Source organism: Variovorax boronicumulans (assembly GCF_030812215.1).
GTDB lineage: Bacteria > Pseudomonadota > Gammaproteobacteria > Burkholderiales > Burkholderiaceae_C > Variovorax > Variovorax boronicumulans_C.
The window spans coordinates 16,693-29,750 of sequence record NZ_JAUSSG010000010.1 but is presented as its reverse complement, the minus strand read 5'-3'; the positions used below and the strand labels follow the sequence as shown (position 1 = coordinate 29,750).

The 13,058-nt window shown below is 60.4% G+C and carries 13 protein-coding genes; 7 read left to right on the top strand and 6 right to left on the bottom strand.

Annotation, left to right across the window (positions count from 1 at the left end; all coding sequences use genetic code 11):
• A complete protein-coding gene (locus J2W23_RS24260; protein ID WP_307650565.1) occupies positions 1-396 on the top strand; it encodes a hypothetical protein in 396 nt (131 codons plus the stop codon).
• 137 nt (positions 397-533) lie between these two features.
• Positions 534-1,742: a branched-chain amino acid ABC transporter substrate-binding protein gene (locus tag J2W23_RS24255; RefSeq protein ID WP_307650564.1), complete on the top strand. Its 1,209-nt coding sequence runs from the start codon at positions 534-536 to the stop codon at positions 1,740-1,742.
• A gap of 96 nt (positions 1,743-1,838) precedes the next feature.
• On the opposite strand, the gene J2W23_RS24250 is transcribed toward J2W23_RS24255, so the two are convergent.
• Together J2W23_RS24250 and J2W23_RS24245 are read right to left on the bottom strand one after the other, a co-directional pair.
• A complete protein-coding gene (locus J2W23_RS24250; protein ID WP_176657296.1) occupies positions 1,839-2,228 on the bottom strand; it encodes a response regulator in 390 nt (129 codons plus the stop codon).
• 104 nt (positions 2,229-2,332) lie between these two features.
• Positions 2,333-2,689: a hypothetical protein gene (locus tag J2W23_RS24245; protein WP_307650563.1), complete on the bottom strand. Its 357-nt coding sequence runs from the start codon at positions 2,687-2,689 to the stop codon at positions 2,333-2,335.
• Between the two features lie 455 nt (positions 2,690-3,144).
• On the opposite strand from J2W23_RS24245, the gene J2W23_RS24240 reads away from it, so the two are divergent.
• Together J2W23_RS24240 and J2W23_RS24235 are read left to right on the top strand one after the other, a co-directional pair.
• A complete protein-coding gene (locus tag J2W23_RS24240) occupies positions 3,145-4,425 on the top strand; it encodes a tyrosine-type recombinase/integrase (RefSeq protein WP_307650562.1) in 1,281 nt (426 codons plus the stop codon).
• A 290-nt stretch (positions 4,426-4,715) separates the two neighbouring features.
• A complete protein-coding gene (locus J2W23_RS24235) occupies positions 4,716-5,087 on the top strand; it encodes a type I restriction endonuclease subunit M (protein WP_307650561.1) in 372 nt (123 codons plus the stop codon).
• Between the two features lie 30 nt (positions 5,088-5,117).
• Here the strand turns inward: J2W23_RS24235 and J2W23_RS24230 are convergent, their stop codons facing one another.
• Positions 5,118-5,420 (bottom strand): helix-turn-helix domain-containing protein, encoded by a 303-nt coding sequence (locus J2W23_RS24230; protein WP_257863624.1) that lies wholly within the window; start codon positions 5,418-5,420, stop codon positions 5,118-5,120.
• A 189-nt stretch (positions 5,421-5,609) separates the two neighbouring features.
• Between J2W23_RS24230 and J2W23_RS24225 the strand changes: the two genes are divergently transcribed.
• The 3 genes from J2W23_RS24225 to J2W23_RS24215 all read left to right on the top strand — a co-directional run bounded on the left by J2W23_RS24225 (position 5,610) and on the right by J2W23_RS24215 (position 8,946).
• Positions 5,610-6,740, top strand: a complete 1,131-nt coding sequence (locus J2W23_RS24225) for a hypothetical protein (RefSeq protein WP_307650560.1) — start codon at positions 5,610-5,612, stop codon at positions 6,738-6,740.
• Positions 6,741-6,869: 129 nt separating this feature from the next.
• Entirely contained in the window at positions 6,870-7,745 is an 876-nt protein-coding gene (locus J2W23_RS24220; RefSeq protein WP_307650559.1) for a hypothetical protein, read from the top strand.
• Positions 7,746-8,193: 448 nt separating this feature from the next.
• Positions 8,194-8,946 carry a hypothetical protein gene (locus J2W23_RS24215; protein ID WP_307650558.1) on the top strand — a complete coding sequence of 251 codons (753 nt, stop codon included), beginning with the start codon at positions 8,194-8,196 and terminating at the stop codon, positions 8,944-8,946.
• 198 nt (positions 8,947-9,144) lie between these two features.
• On the opposite strand, the gene J2W23_RS24210 is transcribed toward J2W23_RS24215, so the two are convergent.
• From J2W23_RS24210 to J2W23_RS24200, 3 genes are all read right to left on the bottom strand, one after another.
• Positions 9,145-11,442 (bottom strand): phage/plasmid primase, P4 family, encoded by a 2,298-nt coding sequence (locus J2W23_RS24210; RefSeq protein WP_307650557.1) that lies wholly within the window; start codon positions 11,440-11,442, stop codon positions 9,145-9,147.
• Positions 11,439-11,750, bottom strand: coding sequence for a helix-turn-helix transcriptional regulator (locus tag J2W23_RS24205; protein WP_307650556.1), 312 nt, complete (start codon positions 11,748-11,750; stop codon positions 11,439-11,441). Before J2W23_RS24205 ends, J2W23_RS24210 begins: the two co-directional genes overlap by 4 nt.
• A gap of 120 nt (positions 11,751-11,870) precedes the next feature.
• Positions 11,871-12,734 (bottom strand): hypothetical protein, encoded by an 864-nt coding sequence (locus J2W23_RS24200; protein ID WP_307650555.1) that lies wholly within the window; start codon positions 12,732-12,734, stop codon positions 11,871-11,873.
• Positions 12,735-13,058: the final 324 nt, after the last annotated feature.

The window sequence follows — 13,058 nt, the reverse complement described above, 5'->3', positions numbered from 1 at the left end:
ATGGCCAGCACGCTGCGCACGCCGCCCCGGTTCGTCCCCACATTGACCACGGTGCTCGATATCCCCGCGGAGCCCGCGAGCCCCGAGCCGGCCGATGCGCCGGTGCCACAGCCCGACCCCGCCAGCGCGGTCGCACTGCCGCCCGCGGCGCAGCTCACGCAGGCTGAAATCGTCAGTCTCGAGGAGCAGCTTTTGCATCGCGTGCTGCAGCGCGTGGACCTCTCTCTCGAGGAGCGATTGAGCGATGCCGTGTCCGCCGCGGTCCAGCAGCAACTCGACGACATGGTGCCGCGCCTGCGCGGTGAAATCGAGGCCGTTCTGCGTGCTTTGGTGATCGAATCCATGGCCGCCGAACTCTCCGAAAACACAGGGTCTACGCCAGCTTCCGGCGCATAAATCCTCGGCTAAACTGCGCCGCAGGTCGGAATGGCGTGAGGGTGCCGCTGGTCTGCGGCGCGAAACTTGCGAGGTCTGCGCGCCCGGATCACACGACCGGTTTTTTATTGTTTTCATCCAAGTTCTGGAGGTTTCCCATGCAATTGAAATGGACTGCGGTCGCACTGGCTGCACTCACGCTGGTGGCTTGCGGCAAGAAAGAAGAAGCTGCTGCACCCGCTGCAACGCCGGCGCCCACGGCGGCTGCCCCCGCACCCGCAGCACCTCCTGCCGATGCACTGGTCGTCAAGATCGGTCACGTCGGCCCGAGCAGCGGTCCCATTGCCCACCTTGGGAAGGACAACGAGTTCGGCGCCAAGATGGCCATCGAAGACCTGAACGCCAAGGGCGTGAAGATCGGCGACAAGGTTGCCAAGTTCGTGCTGATCGCCGAAGACGACGCAGGCGATCCGAAGCAAGGCACCGCAGTCGCCCAGAAGCTGGTCGACGAAAAGGTCAACGGCGTGGTCGGTCACCTGAACTCGGGCACGACTATTCCCGCCTCCAAGCTGTACAGCGACGCCGGCATTCCGCAGATCTCGCCATCGGCAACCAACCCCAAGTACACGCGCCAAGGCTTCAAGACCGCGTTCCGCGTGGTGGCCGACGACACGCAACTGGGCGGCACGCTGGGCAAGTACGCAGTCGAAACGCTCAAGGGCAAGAACATCGCCGTGATCGACGACCGCACGGCCTACGGCCAAGGCGTTGCCGAAGAATTCGAGAAGGCAGCCAAGGCAGCCGGCGCCACCATCGTGGGCCACGAATTCACCACCGACAAGTCGACCGACTTCAACGCCATCCTGACCAAGCTGAAGGCTGCCAAGCCCGACGTCCTGTTCTTCGGCGGCATGGATGCCGTCGGCGGCCCGATGCTCAAGCAGGTCAAGCAGCTCGGCCTGAACGTCAAGTTCATGGGCGGCGACGGCCTGTGCACCGCTGAACTGCCGAAGCTCGCTGGCGATGCCATCGGCGAAGACATGGTGGTGTGTGCCGAAGCCGGCGGTGTCGACGGCGACTTCAAGCAGCCGCTGGAAGACTTCAAGGCCAAGTTCAAGACCAAGAACGGCGTCGATGTGCAGATCTATGCACCGTACGTCTACGACGCGGTCAACGTGCTGGCCGAAGCCATGGTCAAGGCCGGTTCGTCCGACCCGGAAAAGTACCTGCCTGAAGTCGGCAAGGTGCAATACAAGGGCGTGACCGGCCCGATCGCCTTCGACGAAAAGGGCGACATCAAGAACGGCGCGCTGACCTTGTTCACGTACAAGGGTGGTGCCCGTACGCAGATCGCCGTGGTGCGCTGAGGCGCATCGGCAGCCGCGCAGTTCGCGCGGCTTGTCTGCTGAAAAAGAAAAGGGCCTTCGGGCCCTTTTTTCATGTGCTCGGCAATCGCGGCAAATTCAAAGTTCGGCGAGGCCCGAGGGACGGTCGGTGTTGCAGTACTCGATGAAGGCGTCTAGATCTCGGGACTTGTCGAACACGGCGTCGGCACCCAGCGCTTCGCAGCGGGCCCGGATGTCCACTGTCACGTAGTTGCTCAGCACCACGACCCGTTGGCCCGCCGAGCGGGTCTTGCAGCCGGCCAGCACGCCCAGGCCGGAGCCTTCTTTCAGGAACAGGTCGACGATCAGGAGCTGCCAGTCATGGGGATGGGCCGCGAGCCAGGCCAGCGCATCCGACTCCGTCTCGGCAAAGCCGACCACCCGTCCGTTCACCAGGTCTTCGAGTGCCGGGACCAGGTTGTCTCTGATGGTCTTGTTGTCCTCGACGAGGAACGTGATGAGGGCCATGCCTTGGTTTCGCTGTGAGAACCAATAGCGTAGCGTGCCGAACGGAGCCGCAGCGTAGGAGAAGGGAGACGACGGACCGGCGAAAGACGGTTCCCGAGGCTGCGTCAGTTCGAACCGTTGGTCTGGATCTTTGCCTTGAGCTTCTCGGCCAGGGCTTGGCTCTCGTCGCGCTCGGCGGTCACTTCGAGGCGCTTCTCGATCTCTTCGCTCAGCGCGGCATTCACCTCGGCCAGTTTCTCCGCCGACTTGGCCAGCTTTTCTTCGAGTTGGCTCGTGTGTTCGATGGCCTGCGCCACCTCGCCGACCTGGATCTCGTCAGGCAGTTCCTGCTCGAGCACCGTGCTCACCACGGCCAGGTTGTCCGATGCCCGCTGCACGTCGGCAGCGACTTCTTCGCTCTTTTGGAGCGTCCTGTCGAGGGAGGTCTTGTTACGCGGCGGCGTTGAGGTCTGTCCGGCCATCGAGGCTCCTTGCGAAATTTTCGCGCTTGAAAGTAAAACCTTTGGATCGTACCGCTGGACGAAGGTCTCGGTGGCTTGACCCTTGTGGCTGTGAAGCAACGTGTCATATGACACTCTGGAAAACAAAAAAGCCCAAGTGCTTGTGGCGACTTGGGCTTCTTGCTATCTGCATGTTCGCGAACGGTTACGAACAATCAATCTCTGGCGGAGCAGGCGGCCGCCATATTATAAGTGCAGTGCCACCCAATGGCAACCAGCAAAGTACAAAAAGCCTTTGGCCGCACGCACTTGCAAAAAACATACAGCCCAATAGCGGGTAACCACGTTTATTGACGGCCAGCTCAAAGAATGGGCAAAAGCATAGGCATGTTTTTAGGGCGGTTTTTGGTAAAATTGGTCTACCAAATTGCACCGTAAAAAGCCGGCACCCAACAAGGTGTAGCTACAGCCAAAACATGACCCGCCATAACCTATTAACTATTACCAGCATCCGAAACAAAGCAAAAAAGCCCGGCTACCACCTCGACGGCCGAGGCCTGTATCTCAGAGTGGCCCCAGGGGGCAGTCAAGCCTGGATTTTGCGCTACTCCTTCCTCGGCAGAACCCGCGACATGGGGCTGGGCTCCCTGGCTGACGTGAGCCTGGCGCGAGCCCGCGAGCGTGCCCAAGAACATCGAATCCAGATCGCAGAGGGTATTGACCCCATTCAGCATCGCGAGCAAAAGAATATCGAACTCAAGACTACCGCAATTCAATTAGAACAGGCCAGCGTGACGTTCAAGGCCTGCGCCGAGGAATACCACAAGGAGCACGCCGACGATTGGAAAAACGCCAAGCACAAGGATCAATGGATCAATACGCTGACCACCTACGCTTTCCCGCATTTCGGGAAGCTTCCTGTCCGTGAAGTCGGCAAGCGCGAAATTCTGAAGGCATTGACGCCTATCTGGAAAGAAAAAGCAGAGACGGCTGACCGCCTTTTGCAAAGAATTCGCAAGGTGATCAATTACGGTGCGGCCAAAGATTATTGCCGTGGCGTTGACAGTGAGTTCTGGGAACAGGTCAGGATCGCGCTGGGTGCCAACGAGAAGGCGCGGAAGGTGGAGCACCACCCGTCCTGCCCGCACCCACAGATCGGCGAGCTGTTGGCCCAGGTCCATGCCAGCACGGCCACCGCCACGGTGCAGCTGGCGTTCGAGTTCGGTGTGCTGACGGCCACCCGCTCAGGCGAGATTCGGGGTGCCCGCTGGTCAGAGTTCGATACGTCGCTCCGCAACTGGACGATCCCGGCGGAGCGCATGAAGGCTGGACGCGAGCATCGTGTGCCGTTGTCGAACCGGGCCACCGAATTGTTGTGGGCGGCGCGCGCCCTGCAGGCCGAGCGGGACGCAGAAGGCGGCGTTTCCGCAGACGCTGCTCGCGCCAGCGATCTGGTGTTCCCCTCGCCTCGGGGCAAGAAGTACAGCGATATGGTGTTCACGCAGTTGCTGCGCCGCCTTGGACAGCCGCACACCATGCACGGCTTCCGAGCGACCTTTCGCACCTGGGGCATGGACAACACGCAGTACGCCGCCGAGATGCTGGAGTTCGCGCTGGCCCACTTGGTGGGCGATCAAACGGTACGTGCCTACGCCCGCAGCGACATGGTGGAGAAGCGCCGGCAGCTGATGGAAGACTGGGCTACCTACATCAAGGGACAAACAGGCGAAATGCGTTCTAAGGGATCCGCGCCCTAGGCTCTTCGTGCTCGTATACGGGGCTCACACACCGTACCGGCCAGTTTGATTTGTTGTTTTTATGATACAATATACCCACGGGTAGAAACCTGCCGGCGAAAGCTAGGTAAGACCATGCCCGTACGCAAGCGCTTGCCGCTTGCAGCAAGCAGTCGCAGTAGGAGCCGGTCCACCCGGTAGCCGCTGCGGCTGTTTTTCTTTCTCCAACCCTTTCGCCCTTCGTCGGCGCGCCTTGCCTCCACAGGTCTAGGCGCGCCGCCGCATGGGCGTTTCACTGTGAGCAAACAACCATGAAGAACCTTCTCTCCGACTACATCAAGCCCGACCGTGCGCCGCGTTTCGAACTTGGCCGCGTCGTTGCCACCCCTGGTGCTCTCGCGCTTATGCACCGCACGAACAGCAACCCCTTCACGCTTCTGGCGCGCCACGTTGCCGGGGATTGGGGTGAATGCTGTGCCGAAGACGCGCAGACCAACGAAGACGCTCTTGCGCACGACTCGCGCGTGCTATCGGTCTATCGACTGCCGCTTCAGAGCGCGCCGGTGGAGGGGGCAGAAGTTGCACAGGACCCATCGCGGTCAGATGAGGACGACGACCGCATCTGGGTGATCACCGAAGCGGATCGCAGTGTGACCACGTTGTTGTTGCCGGAGGAATACTGAAATGAGCCTCGTTGCTCGGTGGGGAGGCATCTACTTGTTCAAGCCGACAACGAACTCGACAGCTTGTGACCGCTTGGCCTTCGGCAGCTTGCCGAATGCCAGCAGGAGCTGAGCTTCGTCTTCGGCCACCGCATAGAAATATGCAGTCGGTACCCCAAGCACTTTCGCGAATCTTTCAACCAACTCATACGCGGGCGCGCGTTTGCCCAACTCGTAGCGGTTCATTCGCGTGCTGGCAGACATCGGATCAAGGTCGGCTTCAATGCCAACTTGTTCTTGTGACAAGCCAGCCAACTGCCTCGCCTGCTTGAGGCGTCTCCCCAGAACGGTCATTTAGATCTTTGGGTCCAAAGATCAAGATAGTCCCGACAATGCGCACCTCAAATACTACCGATTTGGTAGCATTTGGACGGCGTGCATTTATCGGGGGGACGTGCAGTGAGGAAGCGGGCGATCCGCTATGAGACATAGGCAGCCCGAGTGCTCAAACCAATCAACAGCTCGAACGAAGAGAACCCAACCATGTTCCATTACATTCGCAAGGCCAAATCCAGACTGTTCCTGGTCGGTCTAGCCATTTCGACTTCCGCACTGCTCGTCGGCTGCGGCCCCGAAGCCCCTCCTTGCAATGACCCCCAGCGCATCGAGGCCGTGCTGAGAATGGTCGCCAAAGGGCACGACGAAGACCTGGGCAGCTACAAGCTCAAGACTGCGGATACCGTATCCCTTGAAGCCGGCACGCCAGTTGTGACGTCCTATGACGAATCGATCAAGCGCCGCTCGTGCGAGGTCAACCTGACGTTCGCGTTCAAGCCCACCGTGGTCCAGAAGATGAACTTCTTTATGGATTGGATGGGCAACCCGCTGGGCTCAGCCCTTGAGTACGGGATTCCAGTTGAGCTTTACTGGAACATCGACAGGCCACAGCAATATCAGAACGATGCTACGGTGATACGGGTGGTGACCGGCGACAAGGTCAGCGATGCGCCTCTGCAACTGTCCGTCGCGTACAAAATCGTGAAGGACGAAGGGGCGAACACCTTCAGCACGTCCGTCAGCTACAGCACCGCGACCACGACGCCGTATCTGAAAGTCGCATCCGACGCCCTGGCCTTTGACGAGCACATGCGCAGTGTCCTGCGGGCCCACGGCAAGGCCATCCCGCCGTCGATGCAGTACGGGCAGCCGGCAGCGCCTTCGGCTGGCGCGCAGCCAACTACCTCCGCTCCAGCCTCCACCCCCGCATCGGCGGCGGCTCAACCTGTCGCCGCTGTCCCGGTTGCACCCCCCACTTCGGCCGAGCAGGCGGAGCAGGCCAAGTTGCAGAAAGCAGCGGACATGATCGCGGCCGGCAATCCCCAGCGCGGCGTCAATGCTTCGGCATCTGCACCTCCGGCGTCGGCCACCTCTGTTAGCGGCAGCCCCGAGAACCTCATGTCGCTGATCACGAAGTACGAGCCCTGCGGCGAAGAGGCCGTGTGCCTGCACACCGGCAAAGGCAATACGGTCTGGATGCAGGCCGGGCAGATGCGCCGCATGGACTACGCATTGCTCGACCGGGCCATCAGCAGCAAGACGCCGGTGTGCCTGCGCGAACTGACCCGCACCGAAGGCAAGAACTTCGCGGCCGAGAGCCTGGACAGCCAGTGCTGATGTAGCAACCCTTCCGCGCGCGCAAAAGCGCCGCACTGGCTGAGAGGCTGGTGCGGCGCTTTTCTTTTTCCCCTTTTCCATTTCTTCGCCGTGCGTGTAAGCCGCGCACGGCCATACAGGTGACACCCTATGAATGTTCTCCATACTTCGGCCGCAGACGACGGGGTCAGCCCCGTGCGCATGATCGGCATCGGCGCTGCAGGGCGGCGCTTCGTGCAACAGTTCTTCGCCAGGCCCAATCAGCCTCCGATGGGGCCGTCAGAAGACCTCATTGATGAAGAGCCCATCTACTTCGAAATCGAGCATGGTGGTGTGCCGACCGTCGTCGAGGAACTGAACTTGAACCACGTCCGGATTCTTTGTCTGGTGGTTGGAGTGGATGTGCGGCCTGTTGAGGTCGAGGCGGCCATGTTCTTGATCTGGCGCGCTTGGGAGCAAGACTCCCAAGTCGTCGGCGTTGTGCTGGGCGCCGAGACGCGGGGGAGGGTGGACGGCGATTCGATGCTCGGCATCCTGTTCAAGTCCATCGAAGCGCGAATCGATGTTTCGGCGTCTTGGGAGCCGGACGACCTGGCTGCGGTGCAATGGTTCTATGCGGCGATACGGCGGTCTGTGGTGGACGGTGATCCGTTCCTGGAGCCTGCCTGGGATCAGTCCGACGTGATCGAAGTGCTGGACTTCCGCGAGGTGCAGTTAACCTTGGTAACGCAGTGTCTGGACCGGGCCGATCAACTCGACACGGCGATGGAACAGGCGCTGCAAGTGGTGGATGGGCGGGGCATCGAGATCGAGCAGGCCCACGGAGTCATCATCGTGCTATGGGCGCAGCCCGGCTGCAAGGTGACAGGGCAGGCGGTGCGCAACCTGGGCCGCATGGTTGGCAATGCGCTGGGGGCAGGAGGCATGCACCTGACCGTGCGGCTGCGAAGCCGCGTGACCGCCTCTCGCGCGGCGGCATGTCTGACCCTGATCGTCAGTTCTTCGCGCCCAAGTGCCGAATGTTAGGGAGAGGGTGGTCCGTCGGCACCTTTGTTCGCTTGGGCATGGCGACCCGGTAGGGAGAGTGCTGTGCATTGCAGCTCGTCCTGGATGGGGGGGCGCGCCCGCTTGGCAATGCATTTGATAGCCCGCAGCGCAAGATGGCGGCGTCGACAACCCCTCGTTTGGGCCCGGCGGCTGGGCTGCGTGTGTGGTCGGTGCCCGCCGCAAGGCCTTGTGTTTTAGAGGCGGGCAGATTCAAAAAACCGAGCGCGGCGATGGCTGAGCCCGGTCTTTGTGTGTGCAGAACACTGTGTCCAGTGTGATGGGCATGCAGTATGATGAATCTCACAGCCGCGTCACGCTGAACCTACTGCCGGGTTAAACGACGTTTCTCTCTCCTCTCGCTGACCGTGCCTATTCCCCGGTCGATGCGTAATCGGCAGACATCGACCAGTCCAAAGGAATATCTGGCATGTCCATGTCGACGTTTTTCGTTTCCGAAGCTGCCCTGCGCACCCTCAAGCAGAGAGCGCAGCGAGGCGTGAGCGGTGTCTCTTCATCCCACATGAGCGAAGCCGTCGCTGCGGCTTTGGGTTTCAAGACTCATGCGGCACTGCGCGCGGCGCTCACGGCTCATCCCACCACCGAGGCGCAGAAGCCGAGCAATGCCCGTCTGGTGAAGCGCCTGCGGCAGTTCGGCTACGCCGCGCCCGATGATCTGCGGTTGCTGCCTGAATTCGAGCACTCCTACACGCCCTTCAAGGCGATCCCGTTGCGCAAGCAACGTAGCGCGCGCTGGAGTGTCTGGCGAAATCTCATGGTGGCAGCGATCAACGCCGGCCTCGAACAACGGCTGTTCGGGCTGTCGGAAGGCGAAAACTGGTGGCCTGGCGCCGACGAGGACAGCCATCTCTGTGCGCGCAGCATCTATCGGTTCGTTTTCGATGAAGATCTGCCGGCGGTCGCCAGTGTGGATGCCATCAGCGGGGGAGAGCTTTCCATCAATGTCATCCTTCAACCCCGCAAGGCAGACGTTGTGCCTGAGTGGTATTGCGACTTGAGCGATGGGGATGCCGTAGCTTGTGGCTGGGTAGAGCGTCGCCTGGGGGCCTGGCTTCAGGATGGTGGGGAGAACGTCCGATGCAAACGTGCCTTGCAGTCACGCATCGTGGATGTGGCAATTGAGCCTATCGGCTACTCTGATCAAGGCAGCTTCTTCATGTAGCAGGTCGGCGGCGCTGTAGTAGCCAAGGCGCGTGGAATCGGCTGAACGGCGATTCATGTTCCCTGCGGCGCGGGCTGCCGGCGGTTGGGGCCGTGCATGGCTGTCGCGACTCGATAGGCGCTACGTGGGGCTCGCCTTGCGGCTCGCGCCCGCGCGGTTGGCATTGCACCAACCGCGCGGGAGCAGGCCTACCAGCCCTTAGCCGTTGCCTCGGCCCGGAACCGAAGTCACGAGGCGCAGGCCCTCGAAGAAGCTGCCGCTGCTGCGGCGCTTGTGCGCGAAGCCCTTCTTCTCCATGCGTTGCGGAAACTCCTTGTTCGACAGCGGCTTGCGCTTGGCCCCTCGCGTGTACCGGGTGTAGCTGTCGTAGGCATCGCCAGCAGGGATGCAACCATCGTCATCGCAGCGGCAGCATTCATTGATCCACGTCTGCACCGAGTCGGCCCTCTTCTTGAGGGTCTTGCGGCAGTCACGCACGGCCTCGCAAGTGCCCAGGCCCTCGCGGGCATAGGCTTGCGCCCCGCGCAGCAACCACATCAAGATGCCTGCATGCTCCTTCTCCAGCTTGGCTTCCAAGTCGGGGTCAGCCTTCCTGCCGCGGAAGTTGGCCTTGAACGGCACCGGAACTAAGCGACGCCACATCGCTTGGTCACCAGCTTCAATTTCGGGCATCCTGTTCGCCGACAACCACAACTTGCCCGGTGGCGTGAACGTTACCAGTTCGCTATAGGTCGGTCGGGCCGACAGCTGGTCGCCGCCCGAAAACTGCTTCACGAAGGCCTCGTCCAGACCGCCGCTCGACAGCTCCGTGCAGGCCACGAAGCGTGCCCGCTGCAGCGGCGCCAGCGCCGGGCTCGGCGAGTTGGGGTTGCCCGAATACGCCCGCGACAGCACGTTCGGTGCGATCGCGTGCGCATACTGGTCCAGCACGCCCTTGATCGTGCGCATCAGCACGCCCTTGCCGTTGCCGCCCCGGCCGATCACCAGGAAAAAGACCTGCTCCTTCGCATGCCCGAACAGCGAGTAGCCCAGGGCGCGCTGCAGGTAGTGTCCGAACTCCTCGTCATCGCGGACCACCCCTCGGATGAAGCTGTCCCATGTCGGGCAAGTGGCGTCGGGGTCGTAGGCGATGGGGGAGCGGAACGACAGGCCATCGGCGGGCGTGGCCGGACGCCACTGGCCGCTGGGCAGCTCGATCACACCTACCTTGACGGCCAGCAGGTCGGGGTTGCCATTGAAGGTGCTGGCATCGCAGTGCATGCCGGCCAGCAACTCTGCATGCTTTACGATGGCCTTCAGGTTCGACGCGCTGCGGAAACCGCGCAGTCCCTCGGCGAAGCTGCTGCCGCGCGCCAGGCTCAATGTCGCCACCATCTCCCGCGCGGCCATCTGCGGTCGGTGCGGTGCGGCCGCCCATACGGTGCCGTCGAACTCGAACCACTGTCCGACCATGGGGTCGTAGCGCAAGGTGTTGCTGTACAACTGGCAGAACTGCTCGGCCAGCGACGACTCGTCGAAGCTGCGCTTCTCGTCGGCCGTATCTCCCTGTTCCAGTTTCGCCAAGTAGAACAGCGTGCCCAGACTCACGCCACCCCCGGGCTTGAAGGCATCCCACGTGCTGCGCTGGGTTTCAAGATCGTGCTTGGGCGACTTGCGCGACCATTCGTCCCAGATGGCAAAGCCGGCTTCAGAGGCATCCCAGTCGTGCAGGGCCATGCCCACATGCAGCCAGGTATTGCGTTCGTCGGCAGGGATCGCGGCAAGCGCAACGGCGATGCGCTTGCGTTTCAGGTCGTACAGGGCAGTTGCATCAGATTGCGGCGCCAACCGGGTCTCGGTCGTTTCGGCTTTCGTTTCGGCGAGGCGCTTCAACGTCTTGGCGTCGAGCTTCAGGTCCAGGCCGTCGATGAGCTTGCGCAGCTTCAGCGGCTTCGGATTCTTCGCCATGTACGCAATCTCCACCGGCTCAGTATCGGGATACTTCGGGTTGAGGGTGCCTGCAACCCGCATCACACGGCCGATGTCGTTCACGCTGACGTCGGTACCCAAGAGCTTGGCAAGTGCCTTCTGTACGGCAGAGAAGGCCCAGACCGGGCAATCCTCGATCAGCCAGTAGGCGTGGAACTTGTCCTTCGAACTGCGCACGATCAAGTGCGGCGTCACGGGTAAGGCGAGCAGGTCTTCGACCGTCAGTTCGCCTTCGTCCTTGTCGATGAAGACGGCGTTGACCTTGAAGAAGTTGTCCTTGACGCGCTTGCCCTTGCGGCTGCTATTGATGGCCATGCACACGTTCATGCCATCAGCGTTGGCTTCGATGATGCGTTCCTGGAGGGCCTTGGTCAACGGGCCGAAGTGCGTCTGCGCTGTCTCGGGCTCGCCCTTGCGGAAGAACACGAAGTGCGTGGGACCTGCCCCGTGGATGAGGCGCTTGAACTGGCGGCGCGTGTCCTTGACCTCGGGGTCGCGCAGCACCTTGAGACGGGATGCTCGGCTCATGCTTGTGCACCTCGCGCGCCTTGGGCGTTCTGGTCGCAGGTCTGCTGCTTTTCGAGGCGCATATCGCGCTCGCGAATGCGCGCGGCCACCCACGCGGCAACCTCGGCTTCGACCCAGGCGACGGTGCGTGGGCCGCTGGAAACGGGGGCAGGGAAATTGCCATCGGCGACGCGATTTGCGAGCGTGGACTTGCTCCAGCCGGTCAGGGCCAGCACCTTAGGGCGGCGCATGAGCGCCAGTGTCGCGTCGGTTACGACGAGACCAGAAGACATCACATGCTGAGATGCCGCAGGGGAGGGAATTGCCATTGAGGGACTCCAGGGGTTGTTGAAAACCAGCAAGTGCTGGCAACCCGGAGCTTGTTTTTTGCCCTCCAAAAAACGAATCGGAGCCGCCTGGGGTCCGATTGACGTGCGTTTTCCGATCTGCTAAGAATCGCCCTCGTACCCTCTAAGAATCAGGTCAAGCTGCTTCTGAATCACGTTCCGCGTCAAGCCTGATCTTTTCATGTCTGTCGCCATTGCGGCCGCAATGCCGTCTCTTGTTTTAGCCATGAGAGTTCCGTATTTTTCTTGAATAAGTTCAGCGAGAAGTTTTTGCATATTTGCGTTCAAGCCCGCAGTAATTCTGTTGCTAATGTCTCGCTTGGCAGTCTCATCTTCAATGGCCTCGTCGAACGAGCCCGGTGGAAGAGGAATGTTGACTACGGAAGCTTCCAATGCCTCTACCTCTATAGGAAGCTGATCGGGGTATTTCTGGCGAAGAACGCTGAAGGCGCTGAGCACATCTAGATAATGGTCTTCGGCTTTTGCGTCGATCGCCGTTGCGGGATGGCGTGAAAGCAACAGAGCCAAGCCATTTTTAGGACTTGGAGTCAGCATGCCCTTCAAGTATCGAATGCGACGCTTGTAGTCATTTTTGAATTTCTTGCTGTCTTCTTTCAGCGAATCACGCAAATCACTAAAAGGTAAATAGCCCAAGCTGATCATCACGATGCTCCACATCTTCATACAGCGTGAGTTGTGGAAATTCACTATTCGAGTGCTGAAATCTGCTTGATAGTCCTTTTGAGTCTCCTCTTTCTTGTGGACTTTTGTTGCAGGTTGAGAAGGCGTGTTCTTGTTCTTTTCTTTGCCTTGATTTTTGGTTGCTAACGGTGTCGAAGTGGACTCTTGTTCAACGAGGTGGTTAGTTTGGGCGGTTGCTGTCATTGGGAGGATGATCGTGCACAGGGTCTTGTGATCGGGATAATTGAGGTGACCAAATCCAGCAAAGCGATTTAACTGGATCATGATTTTGCTTTCCCTTTCCCGAGGAGAGGGGGAACCCGTGTGGTGTGTAGGCAGTGTAGGCTTTTTTTGTAATTCTTTAAAAAAGCATACAACCCTAGCCATGGCTGCCACAACACCTCTGCGTTTGCCTACACACCCTACACTGGCTACACACCTGCGGCATCACAGTGAGAGGGGAGGTAGCTCCAGAATCCACAGAACCACTGTGTTTTTGCTGTGTTTTCACAGTCTTTTCGCTGTGTACTTGGCCTGTCTCTGCTGTACCTCTATTTCGCTTCTGCTCTAGAGGTTTCTCGGCTCTACTATGCTACCTATGTCGGGTAT